19 protein-coding genes are annotated in these 19,765 nt (G+C 53.7%); 5 read left to right on the forward strand and 14 right to left on the reverse strand.

Annotated features, from left to right (window positions below; genetic code table 11):
- Nucleotides 1-49 precede the first annotated feature (49 nt).
- From HV127_RS24230 to HV127_RS24240, 3 genes are all read right to left on the reverse strand, one after another.
- Nucleotides 50-886: a shikimate dehydrogenase gene (locus HV127_RS24230; protein WP_182239364.1), complete on the reverse strand. Its 837-nt coding sequence runs from the start codon at nucleotides 884-886 to the stop codon at nucleotides 50-52.
- A gap of 28 nt (nucleotides 887-914) precedes the next feature.
- Entirely contained in the window at nucleotides 915-2,234 is a 1,320-nt protein-coding gene (locus HV127_RS24235; RefSeq protein WP_182239366.1) for an MFS transporter, read from the reverse strand.
- A gap of 76 nt (nucleotides 2,235-2,310) precedes the next feature.
- Entirely contained in the window at nucleotides 2,311-4,167 is a 1,857-nt protein-coding gene (locus tag HV127_RS24240; RefSeq protein WP_182239368.1) for a sugar phosphate isomerase/epimerase and 4-hydroxyphenylpyruvate domain-containing protein, read from the reverse strand.
- A gap of 126 nt (nucleotides 4,168-4,293) precedes the next feature.
- Between HV127_RS24240 and HV127_RS24245 the strand changes: the two genes are divergently transcribed.
- Nucleotides 4,294-4,932 carry a TetR/AcrR family transcriptional regulator gene (locus HV127_RS24245; protein ID WP_110275752.1) on the forward strand — a complete coding sequence of 213 codons (639 nt, stop codon included), beginning with the start codon at nucleotides 4,294-4,296 and terminating at the stop codon, nucleotides 4,930-4,932.
- Between the two features lie 26 nt (nucleotides 4,933-4,958).
- On the opposite strand, the gene fumD is transcribed toward HV127_RS24245, so the two are convergent.
- On the reverse strand, nucleotides 4,959-5,171 hold the full coding sequence (gene fumD / locus HV127_RS24250) for a fumarate hydratase FumD (RefSeq protein WP_110275751.1): 213 nt from the start codon (nucleotides 5,169-5,171) through the stop codon (nucleotides 4,959-4,961).
- Between the two features lie 511 nt (nucleotides 5,172-5,682).
- Between fumD and pykF the strand changes: the two genes are divergently transcribed.
- Complete coding sequence (gene pykF, locus HV127_RS24255) at nucleotides 5,683-7,095, forward strand: pyruvate kinase PykF (RefSeq protein ID WP_112213429.1); 1,413 nt, start codon at nucleotides 5,683-5,685, stop codon at nucleotides 7,093-7,095.
- Nucleotides 7,096-7,407: 312 nt separating this feature from the next.
- Complete coding sequence (lpp, locus tag HV127_RS24260; RefSeq protein WP_003029373.1) at nucleotides 7,408-7,644, forward strand: murein lipoprotein Lpp; 237 nt, start codon at nucleotides 7,408-7,410, stop codon at nucleotides 7,642-7,644.
- Nucleotides 7,645-7,710: 66 nt separating this feature from the next.
- Here the strand turns inward: lpp and HV127_RS24265 are convergent, their stop codons facing one another.
- The 7 genes from HV127_RS24265 to sufA all read right to left on the reverse strand — a co-directional run bounded on the left by HV127_RS24265 (nucleotide 7,711) and on the right by sufA (nucleotide 14,318).
- The gene (locus HV127_RS24265; RefSeq protein ID WP_182239370.1) at nucleotides 7,711-8,694 is read right to left on the reverse strand and encodes a L,D-transpeptidase family protein; all 984 of its coding nucleotides are present in this window, start codon (nucleotides 8,692-8,694) and stop codon (nucleotides 7,711-7,713) included.
- A gap of 99 nt (nucleotides 8,695-8,793) precedes the next feature.
- Nucleotides 8,794-9,210, reverse strand: a complete 417-nt coding sequence (gene sufE, locus HV127_RS24270) for a cysteine desulfuration protein SufE (protein WP_182239372.1) — start codon at nucleotides 9,208-9,210, stop codon at nucleotides 8,794-8,796.
- 11 nt (nucleotides 9,211-9,221) lie between these two features.
- Nucleotides 9,222-10,442, reverse strand: coding sequence for a cysteine desulfurase SufS (gene sufS, locus HV127_RS24275; RefSeq protein WP_182239374.1), 1,221 nt, complete (start codon nucleotides 10,440-10,442; stop codon nucleotides 9,222-9,224).
- Nucleotides 10,439-11,713: a Fe-S cluster assembly protein SufD gene (sufD, locus tag HV127_RS24280; RefSeq protein ID WP_182239376.1), complete on the reverse strand. Its 1,275-nt coding sequence runs from the start codon at nucleotides 11,711-11,713 to the stop codon at nucleotides 10,439-10,441. Before sufD ends, sufS begins: the two co-directional genes overlap by 4 nt.
- Nucleotides 11,688-12,434, reverse strand: a complete 747-nt coding sequence (gene sufC, locus HV127_RS24285) for a Fe-S cluster assembly ATPase SufC (protein WP_142514038.1) — start codon at nucleotides 12,432-12,434, stop codon at nucleotides 11,688-11,690. The genes sufD and sufC overlap by 26 nt, the downstream gene beginning before the upstream one ends.
- 16 nt (nucleotides 12,435-12,450) lie before the next feature.
- A complete protein-coding gene (sufB, locus tag HV127_RS24290; RefSeq protein ID WP_182239378.1) occupies nucleotides 12,451-13,938 on the reverse strand; it encodes a Fe-S cluster assembly protein SufB in 1,488 nt (495 codons plus the stop codon).
- Between the two features lie 2 nt (nucleotides 13,939-13,940).
- Entirely contained in the window at nucleotides 13,941-14,318 is a 378-nt protein-coding gene (gene sufA, locus HV127_RS24295) for a Fe-S cluster assembly scaffold SufA (RefSeq protein WP_181485908.1), read from the reverse strand.
- Between the two features lie 777 nt (nucleotides 14,319-15,095).
- Here sufA and HV127_RS24300 point away from each other — a divergent pair.
- Nucleotides 15,096-15,413 (forward strand): hypothetical protein, encoded by a 318-nt coding sequence (locus tag HV127_RS24300; RefSeq protein ID WP_182239381.1) that lies wholly within the window; start codon nucleotides 15,096-15,098, stop codon nucleotides 15,411-15,413.
- Nucleotides 15,414-15,530: 117 nt separating this feature from the next.
- Here HV127_RS24300 and HV127_RS24305 read toward each other — a convergent pair whose 3' ends face one another.
- The gene (locus HV127_RS24305) at nucleotides 15,531-15,779 is read right to left on the reverse strand and encodes a GlsB/YeaQ/YmgE family stress response membrane protein (protein ID WP_110275741.1); all 249 of its coding nucleotides are present in this window, start codon (nucleotides 15,777-15,779) and stop codon (nucleotides 15,531-15,533) included.
- Between the two features lie 165 nt (nucleotides 15,780-15,944).
- On the opposite strand from HV127_RS24305, the gene HV127_RS24310 reads away from it, so the two are divergent.
- The gene (locus HV127_RS24310) at nucleotides 15,945-16,133 is read left to right on the forward strand and encodes a YegP family protein (RefSeq protein ID WP_181485907.1); all 189 of its coding nucleotides are present in this window, start codon (nucleotides 15,945-15,947) and stop codon (nucleotides 16,131-16,133) included.
- Nucleotides 16,134-16,166: 33 nt separating this feature from the next.
- On the opposite strand, the gene menI is transcribed toward HV127_RS24310, so the two are convergent.
- Nucleotides 16,167-16,577 (reverse strand): 1,4-dihydroxy-2-naphthoyl-CoA hydrolase, encoded by a 411-nt coding sequence (gene menI, locus HV127_RS24315; RefSeq protein ID WP_112213422.1) that lies wholly within the window; start codon nucleotides 16,575-16,577, stop codon nucleotides 16,167-16,169.
- Nucleotides 16,574-19,630: an FAD-binding and (Fe-S)-binding domain-containing protein gene (locus HV127_RS24320; protein ID WP_182239383.1), complete on the reverse strand. Its 3,057-nt coding sequence runs from the start codon at nucleotides 19,628-19,630 to the stop codon at nucleotides 16,574-16,576. Before HV127_RS24320 ends, menI begins: the two co-directional genes overlap by 4 nt.
- Nucleotides 19,631-19,765: the final 135 nt, after the last annotated feature.

Raw genomic sequence — 19,765 nt, forward strand, 5'->3', positions numbered from 1 at the left:
CGCTATATATTAATAAATATAGCGACATATTAACTGGATCCATCCCGTTTCAGTAACGAATTTCCGCCAGCTCTCGCAGCTGTTCCGGAGTTGCCACCGGCAGGTTGAAGAAGCGCAAATAGGCCGGGATCATCTCGAACAGCATATCGGTACCGCGCTGGATTGGGCATCCCGCCGCCTGTGCCGCCAGCAATAATGGCGTGAACTCCTGGGCCATCACCACTTCGCCGACAAAGGTTCCCGGCGTCAGACGTTGTGGATCCAGCGGCAGCGGATCGCCCTCTTTCATTCCCAGCGGCGTCGCGTTAACCACCAGATCGTGCCCCTGCGGGTCGCGCTGCATCAGGGTAATATCCAACTGAGGATAGTGCGCAAGCAGACGCTCAGCCAGCGCTTCAGCGGTCTGCGAACGAGCGTCGTACAGCGTCAGCGCGCTAACGCCCGCCGCCGCCAGCGAAGCGGCAATGGCCGAGCCTACGCCGCCGCTGCCAACCACCAGCGCTCGCGCTCCTTGTGTCACGAAACCTTTACGCTGAATGCCAAGAACAAACCCCTCACCATCAAACATATCACCGCTCAGGCTGCCGTCGGCTTCAAGGCGAATCGCGTTACAGGCTCCGGCAATCGCCGCCGTCGGGCTAATATGCTGGACCAGCTCGCAGGTGGCGATTTTGTGCGGCATAGTGACCAGCGCGCCGATAATATTGGTCATCTTAAATAGCATCGGCACAAAGGCGGCATAATCCTCTGGCTTCACGCCCATCGGCACCACTTTGGCGTCAACCTGCTGATGGGCAAACCACGGGTTATAAATCATCGGCGCTTTAAATTTGGCGGTTGGGTAGCCAAGATGCGCTATCAGTCGCGTATTACCACTAATCACCATCCCCTGCTCCTTTAGTTACTGCAAAATGTTACTGCGAAAGTTCGATACGTTTAACGTCGCCCAAAATAAACAGATAGGCCGCTACGCCCAGCAGCGCCGCGCCGCCAACGTAGATAAGCGCGTAAAAGAAGTTACCCGAGGCGGCCACAATGAAACCGATGACCAGCGGCGTCAGGATCCCGGCAAGGTTGGCGCAGAAGTTAAATAAGCCGCCGGTCAGGCCACCGAGCCCTTTTGGCGCGATATCAGAAATTAACGTCCAGCCCAGACCGACCATTCCCTGACCAAAGAAGGCGAACGACATCACCAGGATGACCGCCAGATCGCTGGTCAGCCAGTTGGCGGAAATAATGGTACTCGCCATCAGCAGACCGGCAACGATAGGCAGCTTGCGTCCAAGGTTTGCCGAGCCGGTAGCTTTCAGCAATTTGTCCGAAACCCAACCGCCGAACATCACGCCGCCCGCCGCCGCGAGAAACGGCATAATGGCGAAGAAGCCAACTTTGATCCACGGCATATGGCGTTCGGTCGCCAGATAGGTCGGGAACCAGGTGAGGAAGAACACCAGCACCGTATTACCGGCGAACTGCCCGATGCTGGCGCCAAGAATCTGCCGTTTAGCCAGCAGCTGGCGAATCAGCGGCCAGCTAAACGCGGTGTGTTGTTCCGCTCCGGTCGTCATTCCGCCGCCGTTGACGATATGCTCGCGCTCCTGCTGATTAAGATGCTTATCCTCATGCGGCTCGCGGTAATTACGCCACCACACCAGGGCAAACAGCACACCAACCGCGCCGACGCTAATAAACAGCGCCCGCCAGCCGAAGCTGCCCATAATCCAGAACAGCAGCGGTGAAAAGCAGGCCAGCCCGAGATATTCGCCGACGGTATAAACCGCCGTCGCTTTTGCACGCTCCTGCTGCGGGAACCAGGCGCTCACCACCCGACTGTTCACCGGGAAACAGGGCGCTTCGCTGACGCCAAGACCAAAGCGGCACAGCAGCAGCGTTTTCAGGCCCACCGCCATACCGTGGAACATGGTAAATAGCGACCACAGGGTCAACGCCAGAAAATAGGTAATTTTGTTGCCAAAGCGGTCCAGAAAGATCCCGCCGGGGATCTGCGCCAGCGCGTAGGTCCAGGCAAAAGCGGAGAAGACGATCCCCATCACCGCGGCATCGATACCCAGTTCGGCGGTCAGCTGCGGTGCGGCAATCCCCAACACCGTACGGTCGAGATAATTGATCATTGTGCCGACGGCCAGCAGCACAAGAATGCCGATACGCCGCCGGGAAGGTCGCACGCCGTTGGCTGCGCCCGCCGTCGCCTGATTTTGGCTATAAGAGTTCATAGTCGTTTCCTGTCATAGAGTACAGATACGTGTTGTTATTGTGTTTGTGCTGTTGCGTTGTGAACCATCTGCTACATTACTCGGTGTACTGCATTGCTGACAAGCGTACCGCTGCGTTTACAGCACCATAAAGTGCGTAACCCTCGCGTCGCTCAGTCAATTCGAAGAAAAAACGTCCTGCGGAGAAGGGACGGGTATAGAGATGCAGAAATTCGCCGCCGCTGCCATCGCGGTCATAGAGAATTTGCAGGCGCTTTAGCATGTTAACGCGGTCGCTCTCACCAAAACGGGCCAGCAGATCCTCGTAGTAGTTCGCTGGGATAGGTAGCGCGTTGACGGAGACCTGCGGCAGGCTTTCAAGCGTGGAGGGTAAATCACGACAGGCAAAGGCCGCGTGCTGAAGGCCAGCGCCCTGATAGCAGGCTACCGAGCGGGCAATCTGCGTGGCGCGACTTTGCGAGATATTTAATGCGAGACGAATATCGCCCTGCGGACTGCGCACCGCCAGGCTGCGCACCAGCCCGTACGGGTCCGGCAGAGTTTGTTCGTGCTCAAGGCTGAAGCCAAATACGGTGCGGAAAAAGATAATCCAGTTATCTCGGCTGTCCGCCTCCATACCCAGCGCCAGATGATCGATTCCGAGGTAATCGTCGCGCAGAGGCAGGTCGGCGCACAGATGGAAATCGCGGGTGTAAATATCATCACCCATCTCAATCAGATAAATCAGGCTGCCGTCCGGGGCACAAATCGCCGGGATCGGGCTTTCATTCGGCCCTGCGTCTCCCTGCCAGGTGGCATACCCGTATGCGCGGGCGCGCTCGACAATCGCCTCACTCTGGCTGACGCGCAGCGCCATCGCGCACAATGACACCCCATGGCGCTGGTGAAAATGATCGGCCCAGCTGTGCGGTTGCGCGTTGACGACCACCCGAGCCCCACCGTTGCGCCAGAGGGAGACGCGTTTTGAGCGATGCGTTCCCTCTTCGGCAAAGCCAAGCTGCGCCAACCGCTGTCCCAGCCCTTTAGCCTCCGCCGGATTCGCGGCGAACTCGATAAACTCCAGCCCGGCGTACTCAGGAAGTTCAGGAGGCACGAACAACGGCACGCTGCTCTGCGGTAACCGCTGGCGGGTCTGCTCTTCCAGCCACAGCAAAGAACGATAGCCATCTTTCGCCGTCACATTGTTGGGTGAGGCGCGGAAGCTATCATTGAAAATCTCCAGCGACCACGGGCCGCGATAGCCACAGCGGGTTAGCGCGCAGGCGAAATCCACCAGCGGCAACTGCCCCTGACCGGGGAAGCAGCGGAAATGGCGGCTCCATTCCAGAATATCCATCTTCATCAGCGGCGCGTCGGCCATCTGCACAAAGGTGATTTTCTCTGCCGGGACTTCCGGCAGACGCTGGAGCGTATCGCCGCGCGCCAGAACATGGAAGCTGTCGAGCACAATGCCCAGCGCCGGGCTGTCAACGCTTTTGACCCGCTCCCAGGCCTGATGCCAGCGGTTGACGTGCGTACCCCAGGCCAGCGCCTCATAGCCAATAGCTATGCCCTCTTGCTCCGCCAGTTCAGCCAGCGCACGCAGGTCCGCGACCTGTAGCTCAACGTCGGCGGAACAATCCGGCTGGACGTTGCTGCACAGCAACATAGTGTCGCAGCCCAGTTCATGCATTAGCGCGAATTTGCGCTTTGCACGTTCCAGATTCGCTTCGAACTGACTGCGGCTGGCGCCTTCAAAATCACGAAAGGGTTGAAAAAGCGTGATTTTTAGCCCTAAATCAGCTGCCAGATGACGGATATCGCTCGGCGTACCCGTATAATAGAGCAGATCGTTTTCGAAGATTTCGACGCCCTGATAACCCGCCGCGGCAATCGCGTGCAGCTTTTCGGGTAAGGTGCCGGAGATGGAGACGGTAGCGATTGAGCGCAGCATAGAGTCCTCGTGTCATTAGCTGACCTAAGACCTGAATATGTATCATTTGGTTCAATCGCGCCATGATAGGTTGCTAAATTGTGATCGATATGTGTATTTTTTGCATCTTATTAAAAAGGAGCCGTTATGTCCGCCGTTGCTCACGATGAAGCACAATCCCTCAAAGAGCGGATCTTTGCCGCTGCCATTACCGTTTTCGCCGAACATGGATTGTCAGGTGCGCGAATGGAACAGATCGCCACCGAAGCGCAGACCACGAAAAGGATGGTGGTTTATTACTTCAAGACCAAAGAGCAGCTCTATCAGGCGGTGCTCCAGCACATCTATGCACGTATTCGCGAAACCGAGCAGCAGCTTGGGCTGGAAAACGTGCCGCCGGTCGAGGCGCTGGTGCAACTGGTGAAGTGGAGCGTACGCTATCACGCTACGCACGCCGACTATATGCGGGTGATCTGTATGGAAAATATGCAGCGCGGGAAATGGCTAAAAAATTCCGGTCAGTTAAAACCGCTAAACCGCACCGCCCTGTCGATTCTTGAAGACATTCTTCAGCGTGGCCAGCAGCAAGGGGTGTTTCAGGCAGGACTGGAAGCGCGCGATGTGCATCGGCTGATCAGCAGCTTTAGCTTTTATCAGGTATCAAACTTTTATACCTTCAGCAGCCTGTATCTCGACGATCCGTTGCCGGAAATTGATGATGAAGCGATGGTCACACATCACTGCGATATTGCCGTCAAAGCGGTGGTTCGCTTCGTGATTTCCTGAAGCGAAAAGGCAGCGCGCAGGAACGGCTAGTTTCCTGAAAGAGCATGGACAACTTTCGCCATCGCTTCCTGCGTCAGTTCGGAACGCTGAACATGAGAGTTAGCCAGAGCGGTGCGCAGGACGCCGGCGATAACGATATGTTTCGGCTCCTGGCCCAAATCGCGCATTTCAAGCACGACTTTGCCGACTACACGACACATTTCCTGGTACAGTTCGTCGTCTTTCGCTTTATTTCCCATTGTATTTGGCTCACAAATTTTCATTATCAATCAAATCATTATTGATATATTTTCTGGATAAATCAAACCAGTGCCGCTTTTGCTGACCAGCAGATGATTTTCTCTGCAAAACTTGTGAATAAATCCGCGTTTTCGCGCTATTTATCTTGTCACCAGGTGAAAAAATGTGTTGCGCAAAATCATAGGATTAGTTTGCTTTTTGTTAAGTACATGACTATAGAAATGAAACATGGTTTTCATTTTCTTTTTTGGATTTGGCAACGTATAATGCCCAACAAATTCGTATTGAATGGTTTCAGCGCATTGGATTGCATGACTAAACGCATAACACATTGCCTCTTTTCATGGGCTGAACCGCCAGCACACTTTCTTCTGCACGCTCTATTGTTGTCACCTATCCTTAGAGCGTGGCATAGCAACTTTCGTAATACAGGTTTAACTCCATGGCAGTGCGCCCACGGAGTGAGAATCCCCTATCCTTATCCTTCACAACTTAAAGACTAAAACTGTCATGAAAAAGACCAAAATTGTTTGCACCATCGGTCCGAAAACCGAATCTGAAGAGATGTTAACCAAAATGCTGGACGCGGGCATGAACGTCATGCGTCTGAACTTCTCTCACGGTGACTATGCGGAACACGGTCAGCGCATCCAGAACCTGCGCAATGTGATGAGTAAAACCGGTAAGAAAGCGGCTATCCTGCTGGATACCAAAGGTCCGGAAATTCGTACCATTAAGCTGGAAGGCGGTAACGACGTTTCCCTGAAAGCCGGTCAGACTTTCACCTTCACCACCGATAAATCCGTTGTCGGTAATAACGATATCGTTGCTGTGACCTATGAAGGTTTCACCAGCGACCTGAGCGTTGGCAACACCGTGCTGGTAGACGATGGTCTGATTGGTATGGAAGTCACCGCAATCGAAGGTAACAAAGTTGTCTGTAAAGTACTGAACAACGGCGACCTCGGCGAGAACAAAGGCGTTAACCTGCCGGGCGTTTCCATCGCCCTGCCGGCCCTGGCTGAAAAAGACAAACAAGATCTGATCTTCGGTTGCGAGCAAGGCGTTGACTTTGTTGCTGCTTCCTTTATCCGTAAACGTTCTGACGTCGTTGAAATCCGTGAGCACCTGAAAGCCCACGGCGGCGAGAAGATCCAGATCATCTCCAAGATCGAAAACCAGGAAGGCCTGAACAACTTCGACGAAATCCTTGAAGCGTCTGATGGCATCATGGTTGCACGTGGCGACCTGGGCGTAGAGATCCCGGTAGAAGAAGTTATCTTCGCTCAGAAGATGATGATCGAGAAATGTATCCGCGCGCGTAAAGTGGTTATCACCGCGACTCAGATGCTGGATTCCATGATCAAAAACCCGCGTCCGACCCGTGCAGAAGCAGGCGACGTGGCTAACGCCATCCTGGACGGTACCGATGCAGTGATGCTGTCCGGTGAATCCGCAAAAGGTAAATACCCGCTGGAAGCAGTCACCATCATGGCGACCATCTGCGAACGTACCGACCGCGTGATGACCAGCCGTCTGGAGTTCAACAACGACAACCGTAAGCTGCGCATCACCGAAGCGGTTTGCCGCGGTGCGGTTGAAACAGCTGAAAAACTGGAAGCGCCGCTGATTGTTGTCGCAACCCAGGGCGGTAAATCTGCACGTGCCGTACGTAAATACTTCCCGGATGCGACCATCCTGGCGCTGACCACCAACGAAACGACTGCGCGTCAGCTGGTGCTGACCAAAGGTGTTGTGGCGCAGCTGGTAGAAGATATTTCTTCTACTGATGCTTTCTATATCCAGGGTAAAGAGCTGGCGCTGCAAAGCGGCCTGGCACGCAAAGGTGACGTAGTTGTTATGGTTTCCGGCGCGTTAGTCCCAAGCGGAACCACCAATACCGCTTCTGTGCACGTGCTGTAATAATTTACAGGTTAATTAGTATTTCCTTTAAAAGCGCCTCTTCGGGGCGCTTTTTTTTATTTTAGTACTAGCTACTATTAATAAAAATGCAAATCGGAATTTACTATTTAACCAGAGATTATCTAAGATGAATCCGATGGAAGCGTGCTGTTTTCACACACGTTTTTAAACTAAAGCGACGATTTCGATGCTTCTTTGAGCGAACGATCAAAAATAAGTGCATTCAAGTAAAAAAATATTCTCATCACAAAAAAGTTTGTGTAATACTTGTAACGCTACATGGAGATTAACTCAATCTAGAGGGTATTAATAATGAATCGTACTAAACTGGTACTGGGCGCGGTAATCCTGGGTTCTACTCTGCTGGCTGGTTGCTCCAGCAATGCTAAAATCGATCAGCTGTCTTCTGACGTTCAGACTCTGAACGCTAAAGTTGACCAGCTGAGCAACGACGTGAACGCAATGCGTTCCGACGTTCAGGCTGCTAAAGATGACGCAGCACGCGCTAACCAGCGTCTGGACAACGCAGCTACTAAATACCGTAAGTAATAGTATCTGTGTAATAAAAATGGCGCACATTGTGCGCCATTTTTTTTGCTTTGCTTTTCGCCCCGCCTACTGCGTTCTTTTCGCTTCATCCACCGGCGCATTTTGTACCGACAACGTTGAGGTCGCGTTCTCACTACCTGATACCGCCACCGGATACCCTGCTCGTCTGGTCAGCGCGCGCTTAAGTAACGCCTCATCTACCGCTTTATCGCCAGCAAACTGATGAAATTCCGCAGGGTGCGTATAGGCCATCGTCTGCGTATTGCTACCTTCATCAGATGTTAACGGACGATGAACTTCAACATAGCGTTTGCCGTCAGGCTCTACGGCGAACTTCACTGGCTGATTGATAATGCGTACCGGCGTGCCGCTTTTCACCTGACTGAATAAAGACTGAATATCCGCGGCATTCATTCGCATACATCCTGAGCTGACGCGTAACCCCACGCTGTCCGGCGCATTAGTGCCATGAATAAGATACTCGCCGTTACCGTACGCCAGACGCAGCGCATAGCGTCCTAACGGGTTATACGGCCCTGCAGGCACTACCGGCGGCAATTTAATTCCTTTCTCCAGCGAGCGTGCTCGTATGCCCGCCGTCGGCGTCCAGGTCGGATTAGGGATTTTCTGTCCAATACGGGTAGTCATCTCCGGCGTTTCCAGCCCCTGTTGGCCAATTCCCAGCGGATAAACCTGCACCTGATTCACGCCCGGCGGGAAGTAGTAAAGGCGCAGTTCAGCCAGGTTGACGACAATCCCCTCTCGCGGTACGTCAGGCAGCAGCATTTGCGAGGGGATCAGCACCTGAGTGCCCGGCTTAGGCTGCACCGGCGCGATAGTATCGTTCGCTTCAAGGATCAGCATCGCCGCCGTGTCAAAACGACGGGCTATCGCCTGTAGATTGCGGTCGTCCTCCTGCACTGTCCAGGACTGGTTTTCACCAATCAGGCGGCTATTGGCTGGGGGAAGTGGGTAATCAACGGCCCAGGCAGCGTGTGACGCGCTGAGGGCGCTCAGAAGGGCTATGGTAATGAGGGACGCGCGTTTCATACTGAGATTCCTTCTTTCGCTGATAAAACGCCAGGCCTGTATGCCGACGGGAAGCAAACTCCCGTCGCGCATAACAGAATGAAATCTACCTGTTTTATTCTAGCTAAGAATTGCCGCTTTCGCGCGAATTGCGCGGATCATGGCTTCCAGTCCTTGCGACCGGGATGGAGTGAGGTGCTGCGTCAGGGCCATTTTTTCGAACCACGGACGCACGTCAAAAGCGGTGATATCTTTGGCGGTCATCTGATCATAAAGAATAAACACCACTGCGATAAGCCCTTTCACGATCGCCGCGTCGCTGTCGCCACGCAGGGTAATCGCGCCGGTCTCATCCTGCGCCATCACGATCCACACCTGGCTTTGACAGCCCTGAATGATGTTCTGCGCGATGTGCTCTTCCGGGCTCATTGGTGCCAGGCGCTGGCCCAGTTCAATAATGTAGAGATACTTCTCTTCCCAGTTTGCGCAACGGTTAAAGTTGCGCAGCAGTTTGTCTTTGTCCGGTAAAGCCGCCATGGTTGCTTCCTTTAGCTCAATAATTTGTGGACTCGCTGCAGCCCAGCCACCAGCCTGTCCACTTCTTCCGTAGTATTGTACATCGCCAGCGACGCACGACACATGGCCGGAACACCGTAGAACGCCATTAACGGCATCGCGCAGTGATGACCGGTCCGCACCGCAATCCCATAGTTATCGAGGAAACTGCCGACGTCGTAGGCGTGATGCTTACCGAGATTAAAGGCAATCACCCCCAGACGGCTTTCCGGGCCGTAAAGTGTTAAATCCGGCACGCTCTTCAGCGCCTGTAGCGCATAGCGCATCAGGGTTTGTTCATATTCAGCGATATGCTCCAACCCGAGCGCGCTAACATAATCCAGCGCCGCGCCAAGGCCGATAATACCGCCAGTATTCGGCGTTCCCGCCTCGAAGCGCCATGGCGCTTTTGCCCAGGTGGTGCCTTCCGTCAGGCTCACGGTGGCAATCATCGACCCGCCGCCTTCCCACGGCGGCATCTCCTGCAATATTTCCTGCTTAACATAGAGCACGCCTATTCCGGTTGGACCGTACAGCTTGTGCGCGGAAAAGGCGTAAAAATCACAATCCAAGGCCTGCATATCTACCGGATGATGCATCACCGCCTGTGCGCCATCGACCAGCACTTTAGCCCCATGCTGATGCGCCAAAGCAATCAGAGCCGAAATGGGGTTTTCGGTGCCCAGCACATTCGAAACCTGGGTGATAGCCAGCAGGCGGGTCCGTTCGTCAAACAGACCTGGGATAGCGTCCAGTTGCAGAGTACCGTCCTGATTGAGCGGGATCACCCGCAGCTGCGCCCCAACTCTGGCGCACAGCATCTGCCACGGCACAATGTTGGCGTGATGCTCCATTGCGCTGACGATAATATTGTCGCCTGCGCCGACGTTGGCACTCCCCCAGCTGTTCGCCACCAGATTAATCGCCTCGGTGGTACCGCGAACAAACACCAGTTCTTCCGCTGAGCGGGCGTTCAGGAAAGTTGCCGCCTGCTGGCGAACCTGTTCCATTCGCGCCGTCGCTTCCGCGCTGAGCGTATGAATACCGCGATGCACCGCCGCGTAGCCGTGGCGGTAAAACTCTGCTTCGGCATTAATCACCGCTTCCGGCTTCTGCGCGCTGGCGGCGCTATCGAGATAGGCCAGCGGTTGGCCGTTAACCTCACGATTGAGCAGCGGGAAATCCGCACGCACCCGTTCCACTGAAAATGTCATGCCATACCTCCCGGCAAACGCTGGCCAATACGCGCCAGGATCTGTTGCCTGAGCGCCTCATCGCCGATAGCTTCCGTTAGCTCTGCGGCAAAGGCGTAAAGAATCATCTGCTGCGCCGCCTGCTGGGTGATACCGCGCGAGCGCAGGTAAAACAGCTGCTCATCGTCTATGCGGCCGATGGTCGCGCCGTGGCTACATTTAACGTCATCGGCGTAAATCTCCAGCTGCGGTTTAGTGTCCACTTCGGACAAACGCCCCAGCAGCAGGTTATTGTTGGTCATCTGACCATCGGTTTTAACTGCATGCTGGGCGACGTTGATAAGGCCATTAAACACCGCCCGACCTTTGTCGTTGACGATAGTTTTATGCAACTGGCGGCTGTTGCAATATCCCACCTTGTGGTCAAGCCAGGTACGGCTGTCACACACTTCGTTGTTGACCGGCATCACCAGTGAGTTAATGCGCAGGTTGCTGTTTTCACCATTGAGCTGCGAACTGGTGTGGTGGCGCAGCACCGAAGCGCCTAGCAGAAAGCTGCTGCTGAAAGCCGAGGCATCGCGCCCGAGCGCCATGTCGTTATGCGCAAAGTGGTAGCTCTGTGCGTTCTCAAAGGCCAGCTTGATGTGCTGGAGATGAGCGTTATCTGCCACCGACATAGTCAGCCTCGCGCCGGTAAAGTGGCGTTCGTCGTTCAGGCTCAGGTAGTGTTCGATGATCGTCGCTTGCGCGCCGCTCTCCAGCTCCAGATGATGCCGATAGTGAGCGGTGTTCATCTCATCGTTCGCCAGTCCGTGGGTCAGATGCATGATTATCAGCGGCTTTTGCGGACGCTGGTTACGCTTGACGCGGATGTGAGTGACGGTTGACGCCAGGCTTTCGGTGAGGTGCAGAAACACCTCTGGCTGCACGGCATCGGGTAGCGCCTGGCGCTGGTTATCCACGCTGACATCGTAGCCGCTGGCGGCCAGATCATCGCTTAAGCTTGCGCTAAACTGGCCGTCGACAAACACCAGACGCCAGACATCGATGGGCAGTGCCAGAGTATCCCGTTGCGCAGGAGTCAGCGCCTCCGGCTGAGCCGTCACAAAGGTCTGGTTGAGCAATGCGTCCAGCGGCGTATATTTCCAGTTTTCATGCTTACGCGTCGGCAAGCCCAGACGCAGCAGTTGCTGCAGGTGCTGGTGCGCCTGCGGGCTGCGCTGCTCGCTCTGCGCTTCAAACAGATGATGCCACTGTTGCAGCGCGTTACTGCTGTTCGGTAAGCCAGCCATAGCCCTGCTCCTCCAGTTGTTTGACCAGAGTAAAATCGCCGGATTTCACAATCCGTCCCTGGTACAGCACGTGGACGTAATCAGGCTTGATGTAGTCGAGAATACGCTGATAGTGGGTGACGATAATAAATGAACGTTTGCCGTCGCGCAGAGAGTTGACGCCGTCAGAGACTATCTTCAGGGCGTCGATGTCCAACCCGGAATCCGACTCATCCAGAATGCACAGTTCAGGTTCCAGCACCGCCATCTGCAGGATATCGTTGCGCTTTTTCTCGCCGCCGGAGAAGCCGACGTTGACCGAGCGGGTCAGCAGATCTTCCGGCATCTTCAGCAGCTTAATTTTCTCTTCCATCAGATCCTGGAAGTCAAAACGGTCGAGCTGCTCCTGGCCGCGGTAGCTGCGCACAGCGTTAAGCGCGGTTTGCAGGAAAAACTGATTGCTGACGCCAGGGATCTCTACCGGGTACTGGAAGGCCATAAAGATGCCTTCACCCGCGCGATCTTCAGGGGCCAGTTCCAGCAGATCTTTGCCTTTAAACTCCACGCTGCCGCCGGTGACTTCATAGTCTTCACGCCCGGCGAGCGTTGCCGAGAGCGTACTTTTGCCGGAACCATTTGGCCCCATAATCGCATGCACTTCGCCAGGGCGAACGTCCAGATTCAGTCCGCGCAGGATCTCTTTATCTTCAACGGCGACCTGCAAATTTTTAATACTTAACATCTTATTTCCTTTGTTATCAGCCGACGCTGTGTTCAAGACTAATCGCCAGCAATTTCTGCGCTTCAACGGCAAATTCCAGCGGTAGCTCTGAGAAGACGTCCTTACAGAAACCATTGACGATCATTGAAATCGCATCGTCTTCGCTGATCCCGCGCTGTAGACAGTAGAACAGCTGGTCTTCACCAATACGCGACGTGGTGGCTTCATGCTCTAACTGAGCGCTGTTGTTGCGACATTCCACATACGGGAAGGTATGCGCCCCGCTATCCGGGCCAATCAGCATGGAGTCGCATTGGGTAAAGTTGCGCGCGTTGGTCGCCGTCGGCATGATTTTCACCAGGCCGCGATAACTATTCTGACTATGACCGGCGGAAATCCCCTTCGAGATAATCGTCGAACGCGTGTTTTTGCCGATATGGATCATTTTGGTGCCGGTATCCGCTTGCTGGTGACCGCTGGTCAGCGCCACCGAGAAGAATTCACCGATGGAGTTGTCACCGCGCAGAATGCAGCTTGGGTACTTCCAGGTGATCGCCGAGCCGGTTTCCGACTGGGTCCAGGACATTTTGCTGTTTTCGCCTTCGCACAGGGCACGCTTGGTGACGAAGTTAAGGATCCCGCCAGTGTTGTTGTCGCCGGGGAACCAGTTTTGCACCGTGGAGTACTTCACCTCGGCGTCTTTATGAATGATGACTTCGACCACCGCCGCGTGCAGTTGGTAGCTATCGCGTACCGGCGCCGAGCAGCCTTCAATATAGCTGACGTAGCTACCTTCATCGGCCACCAGAATCGTGCGTTCGAACTGGCCGGTTTTCTCGGCATTAATGCGGAAGTAGGTCGAGAGCTCCATCGGGCAGCGCACGGCTTTCGGCACGTAGATAAAGGTGCCATCGGATGCGACCGCCGCGTTCAGGGCGGCAAAGAAGTTGTCATTGCCGGGTACCACGGTGCCGAGATATTTTTTCACCAGCTCCGGGTGATCGTGGATAGCCTCGCCGAAGGAACAGAAAATAATCCCCTGCTCCGCCAGCTTTTCGCGGTAGGTGGTCGCCACCGAGACTGAGTCAAAAATGGCATCGACGGCCACTTCTCGCCCTTCGCGTACCGGTACGCCGAGCAGGTTAAACGCCTCTTCCACTTCACTGGTCAGAAACGCGCTGGAGCCTGTTTGCTGTGTGGCTCCAGGCTCGGAGGCGCAGGTATCATCGCAGTTGCCGCAGGAGGGCGCTGAGTAATAGCTGTAATCCTGATAGTTCAGCTTGTCGTAGTGCGCTTTCAGCCAATGCGGTTCTTCCATCTCCTGCCAGGCTTTAAACGCATTAAGACGAAACTCCAGCATCCATTCTGGCTCATTGCGGCGTGCAGAAATCGCCCGAACCACCTCTTCATTTATGCCTTTTGCCAGCTCATCAGTTTGTAGCTGGGTGAAAAAGCCTTCTTTATAGTTGAGTGGCCCGCCGCTCCAGGTTTTGACATCGTCAGTTGCTTCAGTATTACGAGACATAGTTACTCCGCCTGAACGCCAAAACTTTCACCACAGCCACATTCGTGCTGGGCTTTTGGATTATGAAATTTAAAGATCTGATTTAAGCCTTCGCGAACGTAATCGAGCTCGGTACCATCGATAAACGGCATGGCCTGCAGCGGCGCCCACAGCTTTGCACCGTCAAGCTCAAACAGCAGATCGTCTTTCGCCGGTTCGGCGATAAGTTCGAGAACGTAACCAAAACCAGCGCAACCGCTGGTTTTTACGCCTAAACGCAGCCCCTGCATTTCGGGCTGCTTACGGACCAGATCGCGAATATGAGCAGCGGCGGCTGGGGTCATCACCAGCCCGCGCCAGCTAAAATCGTCGGGATTAAATGTTCCTGCATGTGATTCCATCGCTCTACCTCATAGGTTGACGCCATCAGGGCATATCGCTATGTTAGTGATAATGATTATCACTTCAACCCATCTGGAGAAGGGGTATTCCTTCATCAGGCTCTTTTTTTGTACTTTTTATAAGCATAGACCCTGTTCCCCGCGTTTTCAGCCCATCATTTTTTGTTTTAATAGATTGAAAAATAATAAGTTATTTTATTAGCAGGCGGAGTGCTGAGGCGCAATGGAAAAGATGTATCGAAAATACCGATTTTTGAAATAGAAAAAGAGTCGTTCTGCTGATTACCCCGATGAGTCAAATCAGCTGCTTAGCCCCCAGTGCTCGACTCGCAGTGAGTGAGCGAAAAACGAACAATTCTCATACTAGTTCAAAGCAAATACATTCATGCAATAGATTCTATTCATTTTCATTATAAGTACTCCTGTTTCACAGAAATAAAGATTTATTTGCCAAAAGCTAGCTCGTGTAAAATGAGCTGCTAAATTTTCTTCATCTTTAAACGCAATGTCACAATGCTGACTTATCAGGAACGTATGTAGTACTGGATTATGGATATAGAAACAGATGTAATGTCGATGTGTATGGTCGTATTGTTAATTATAAGCGTTTTGCTCGATTAACCTCTTCCCCCTATAAATCCGTGAGCCTCGCCGTCATCGGCAAGGCCTTCACATTCGTTAAGAAATAAGGAGATTCATAGGATTCGCCCGCCGTGGGATTGTTTGCCAAAAGCGTAGCCTCTATGCTTTTATCCACAAACTCACGAGGTGATAAAAATGAAAAAAGCAATCATTGCACTTTTCGCAATTGTTTCGATTACAGCCGCCAGCGCTTTTGCAGCAGATAAAGCAGAGGCTCCCGTACCGCCAGCCAATAATGCAGGCCATCCGCCGTTTGAACTCACTCAGGGCCACGGTCCGATGCCGTTTCCCCCTTTACCACCGCAAAAGCCGGTATTATTCTCCGCAACAGTAGCAACCGATAACCCGGTTGAAACCATTAATAAACTCACACCGCTTATTCCTGCCAGCAAAGCTAAACATTATGAAGTTCGCGTGGAAGTCGTGCCAGTGCCTGATATGCAGGGCCTGTAAGCCCATACCTTCACCATGTATTTATCAGCCAGGCAGGTGATTTAAAACGATTAAAAAAGGCTGCCGACAATGGCGGCAGCCTCTTCATTTTATGACTCAGTTCGTGCGACGGAAAAATTAGCTCTTAATCTTCCTGTAGATAAACAGTACAACCAGCGCACCGATTACCGCCACGATAAAGCTACCAAAATTAAACCCGTCCACCTTGCCAAAACCGAAGAAGGTGCTGATCCAGCCACCGACTACAGCACCGATGACACCGAGAATTACGGTAACGATAAAACCGCCGCCGTCTTTCCCCGGCATAATCCACTTGGCTAAAATACCGGCAATAAGCCCAAAAATAATCCAGGAAATGATACCCATAGCTAACTCCGTCCTCTTTGTTACCTTGTAAATCTTTGGTATCTAAAATATTAGCATATATATTACGAAGTTTTTATGATTTTATATTTATCATGTGAATGCTTGTCATATGAGAGATGATGGTCTACAGATTATGGCGTGGGTAACTCATATAAGGAGTGAAGAATGGGCTATTACGTCATTAAAAAATCGGAAAAGAACGTCTCTCAACCCTGGTATTTTGTGCTAAAAGCGGACAATCACGAAACGATCGCCTCCAGTGAAATGTACTCATCTAAGGAGGCTGCGAAAAAGGGGATTGCTTCAGTACAGAAGAATGGCGCAAGTGAAATCATTAAAGACGAGACGCAGTAAAGTTCAGGGGGGAAATGCTCCCCCCTGATTACCTTATATCACTGCCGTGGTGAGCCGCGATGAGCAGCAAAGACGCCCCTGCTCATCAGAGATTTCAATTTGCCAGACCTGGTGGCGAGAGCCAACGTGCAGCGCCCGGCACACGCCGCGAACTCTGCCGCTGCGCACCGAACGAATATGGTTGGCATTGACCTCCAGCCCCACCACTTTCTGCTCTCCTTCGCTACACAAATAGCCGGCCACCGAGCCTAACGTTTCGGCTAATACCACCGACGCGCCGCCGTGCAGTAGCCCAAATGGCTGATGGGTGCGACCGTCTACCGGCATCGTCGCCTCGAGCGAGTCATCGGTAATTGCTTCAAACTGAATATCCAGCAGGCCGACCATATTGCCGTCACCCATCGCGTTCAGCTGTTCCAGCGTGCTTTGACGTTTCCAAATCATCCAATAATCTCCAGTAACGCCTGCAGCGGGTGACGGACACCGCTACCTTCAATACGCTTCACCTGGCTACGGCACGAATAGCCGGTAACCAGGCAGCGGTTACGCGGTAGACGCTGCATTGCCTGCTGCCAGGAAAGCGCGTAGATAGCCAACGAGTTGGCGTGATTCTTCACTTCATGGCCGTAAGTCCCGGCCATGCCGCAGCAGCCGACATTAACGTTTTCCAGCTTCGCACCGAAGCGCGCGAAAATATCCGCCCACTGTTTGGTCGACGCGGGAAGCGCCGTCACCTCGGTACAGTGGCCAAACAGATACCACGACTCGCCGCCCTGATCCTGCACGGCAGTCGCCGACAGCGCCTGCGGCAGCCACTCATGCACCAGCATCACGCGAAAATCACCGCGTTTATCGCCCAGCACCTGGTTGTATTCATCGCGATAGCAGAGCACCAGCGCCGGATCGACACCGACCATTGGCATGCCTAGCTGAGCCACGCGGTTGAGGAAATCGGCAGTTTTCTGCGCGGTACGCGCGAAGCGCGTCAGGAAACCTTTAATATGCTGCGCCTTGCCGTTTGGCGAGAACGGCAACAGTACCGGCTGATAACCGACCTTTTCGACCAGACGGACAAAATCGGCCACCACCTGCGCATCGTAATAACTGGTAAACGGATCCTGGACCACCAGCACCATCTTCGCTTTCTGCTCGGCGCTCAGTCCTTCCAGCTGTTCCAGCGTCGTATTTACCGAGCGATGGCCGACCATCTGCTGTTTCAGCGAGGGCGTCGAGAGCAGCGGTAAATCCACCATGCCGATATGCTTTTCCGACAGCTTGCGTATCCACGGCTGGTTAATAAAGAAGTTGAAGGTCTTCGGCGCATGCGCCATCAGCGGCGCATAGGATTCAACGGTTGCCACCAGATGATCGCGAACCGGGCGCAGGTAACGGCTGTGATAGAGCTGCAGGAAGCGCGAACGGAACTCCGGGACGTCAATTTTTATCGGACACTGGGTTGAGCAGGCTTTACAGGCCAGACAGCCGGACATTGCCTCTTTTACCTCATGCGAGAAATCGTACTCTCCTTTGCGCGCATGCCAGCTATTACGGGTGCGTTCGACCAGGGTCCGCAGGCTGGCACGTTTTTCCGGCAGATCGTTTTCCAGTTGGTTAGGATCGATACCGCGATCCGCCAGCAGACGTAGCCACTCGCGCACCAGCGTCGCCCGACCTTTCGGCGAATGGATACGATGGTTGCTGACCTTCATCGAAGGACACATCGGACTTTTGGCATCGAAGTTGAAGCACAGGCCGTTGCCGTTGCACTCCATCGCACCGCGCCACGAGCTGCGCACCGCGATAGGGATCTGCCTGTCGAAAGTACCGCGCTTAACCGCATCCACTTTCATCATCGGCGCATCAACGCCCTCCGGTGGGCAGATTTTCCCGGGATTAAGGCGGTTGTCCGGGTCAAACGCGGCTTTAATCTTGCGCAATTCGTTAAACAGCTCTTCACCAAAGAATGCCGGACTGTACTCGGCGCGGAACCCCTTGCCGTGTTCCCCCCACAGCAGGCCGCCGTACCTGGCGGTTAACGCCACCACCTCGTCAGAGATGCGCTTCATCAGCATCTCTTGCTGCGGGTCGCACATATCCAGCGCCGGGCGCACGTGCAGCACGCCAGCATCGACATGACCAAACATGCCGTAGCTCAGGCCATGACCGTCAAGCAGCGCGCGGAATTCAACAATATAGTCCGCCAGATGTTCCGGTGGCACGCAGGTATCTTCGGCGAAAGGTATCGGTTTAGCTGCCCCTTTGGCGTTCCCCAGCAGCCCGACCGCTTTTTTACGCATCGCATAGATGCGCTCCACGCCGTCGAGTTCATTACAAACCTGCCAGCCGATGACGCCCGCTTCGTTACGCGACATCAGCTTATCCAGACGCTGACACAACGTCGTCACCTGGCGGTCAATCATCTCGGCGTCATCACCGGCAAATTCGACGATATTCAATCCCAGCATCTCTTTATCCGGGACATCGGTGATCAGTTCGCTAACCGAGTGCCAGACAATATCTTCCCGCGCCAGATTGAGCACTTTCGAATCGACGGTTTCGACCGATAGCGCCTTCGCCTCAACCATAAACGGCGCGTTGCGCAGCGCTGAGTTAAACGAATCGTATTTAATATTAACCAGACGGCGCACTTTCGGCAGACGGGTGATATCCAGCCGCGCCTCGGTGATAAACGCCAGCGTCCCTTCTGAACCCGTCAGAATGCGGGTTAGATCGAATTCGCTCATCTCGTCATTAAAGACGTGGCGCAAATCGTAGCCCGTCAGGAATCGGTTAAGTTTGGGGAATTTATCGATAACCAGCTGCCGCTGCGCTTTACAGCGCTGATAAACCGTACGGTAAATATGCCCGATTGCCGACTGTTCAGCGCTCAGGGTTTCCGCCAGCGCCACGGGAATCTGCTGGGTATCAAGAATATCACCGCCGATCAGCACCGATCGCACGCCGAGAACGTGATCGGAGGTTTTGCCATAGACCAGCGAGCCCTGCCCGGAGGCATCGGTATTGATCATCCCGCCAAGCGTCGCGCGGTTGCTGGTCGACAGCTCCGGCGCAAAAAAGTAGCCGTAGGGTTTAAGATATTGATTAAGTTGGTCTTTAATGACCCCGGCTTCCACCCGCACCCAGCCCTCTTCAGGATTGATTTCGATAATGCGGTTCATGTAGCGGGACATATCGACGATGATGCCCGCGTTTAGCGCCTGGCCGTTAGTGCCGGTGCCGCCGCCGCGTGGCGTAAAGATCAGTGTTTTAAAACGCTCTTCCGCCGCCACTCTTGCCAGCAGAGCAACGTCTGCCGTGGAGCGGGGGAATAAAATCGCATCCGGCAACAGTTGATATACACTGTTATCAGTCGCCATTGTTAGCCTGTCGGCATAACTTGTGGCGGTATCACCGGTAAAACCTTGTTGCTCCAGTACCTGCAAAAAATTCAGCACCAGTTGAACGACACCTGGCGCTTGAGAAATTTGTGGGATCATGACGCTCGACCCTGCCTGACTATGTTGTGTTGTAAGTGATTAAACGTTTGCGTTGTGCACTCAACTTTTTATCACATTTTTTTCATATGCGCCCGCCAGAATTAAGCGCAAAATCAGGCGCGCGAACTTATTGAT

It is taken from the genome of Klebsiella sp. RHBSTW-00215 (assembly GCF_014103785.1).
Lineage (GTDB): Bacteria > Pseudomonadota > Gammaproteobacteria > Enterobacterales > Enterobacteriaceae > Klebsiella.

Coding starts and splice junctions, on each gene's coding strand:
- lpp (WP_003029373.1), top strand. CDS start 7,408: ATGAATCGTACTAAACTGGTACTGGGCGCGGTAATCCTGGGTTCTACT.
- HV127_RS24235 (WP_182239366.1), bottom strand. CDS start 2,234: ATGAACTCTTATAGCCAAAATCAGGCGACGGCGGGCGCAGCCAACGGC.
- fumD (WP_110275751.1), bottom strand. CDS start 5,171: ATGGGAAATAAAGCGAAAGACGACGAACTGTACCAGGAAATGTGTCGT.
- sufD (WP_182239376.1), bottom strand. CDS start 11,713: ATGGCTGGCTTACCGAACAGCAGTAACGCGCTGCAACAGTGGCATCAT.
- HV127_RS24265 (WP_182239370.1), bottom strand. CDS start 8,694: ATGAAACGCGCGTCCCTCATTACCATAGCCCTTCTGAGCGCCCTCAGC.
- HV127_RS24230 (WP_182239364.1), bottom strand. CDS start 886: ATGGTGATTAGTGGTAATACGCGACTGATAGCGCATCTTGGCTACCCA.
- sufS (WP_182239374.1), bottom strand. CDS start 10,442: ATGACATTTTCAGTGGAACGGGTGCGTGCGGATTTCCCGCTGCTCAAT.
- sufA (WP_181485908.1), bottom strand. CDS start 14,318: ATGGAATCACATGCAGGAACATTTAATCCCGACGATTTTAGCTGGCGC.
- HV127_RS24320 (WP_182239383.1), bottom strand. CDS start 19,630: ATGATCCCACAAATTTCTCAAGCGCCAGGTGTCGTTCAACTGGTGCTG.
- HV127_RS24240 (WP_182239368.1), bottom strand. CDS start 4,167: ATGCTGCGCTCAATCGCTACCGTCTCCATCTCCGGCACCTTACCCGAA.
- sufB (WP_182239378.1), bottom strand. CDS start 13,938: ATGTCTCGTAATACTGAAGCAACTGACGATGTCAAAACCTGGAGCGGC.
- sufC (WP_142514038.1), bottom strand. CDS start 12,434: ATGTTAAGTATTAAAAATTTGCAGGTCGCCGTTGAAGATAAAGAGATC.
- pykF (WP_112213429.1), top strand. CDS start 5,683: ATGAAAAAGACCAAAATTGTTTGCACCATCGGTCCGAAAACCGAATCT.
- menI (WP_112213422.1), bottom strand. CDS start 16,577: ATGATTTGGAAACGTCAAAGCACGCTGGAACAGCTGAACGCGATGGGT.
- HV127_RS24310 (WP_181485907.1), top strand. CDS start 15,945: ATGGGCTATTACGTCATTAAAAAATCGGAAAAGAACGTCTCTCAACCC.
- HV127_RS24300 (WP_182239381.1), top strand. CDS start 15,096: ATGAAAAAAGCAATCATTGCACTTTTCGCAATTGTTTCGATTACAGCC.
- sufE (WP_182239372.1), bottom strand. CDS start 9,210: ATGGCGGCTTTACCGGACAAAGACAAACTGCTGCGCAACTTTAACCGT.
- HV127_RS24305 (WP_110275741.1), bottom strand. CDS start 15,779: ATGGGTATCATTTCCTGGATTATTTTTGGGCTTATTGCCGGTATTTTA.
- HV127_RS24245 (WP_110275752.1), top strand. CDS start 4,294: ATGTCCGCCGTTGCTCACGATGAAGCACAATCCCTCAAAGAGCGGATC.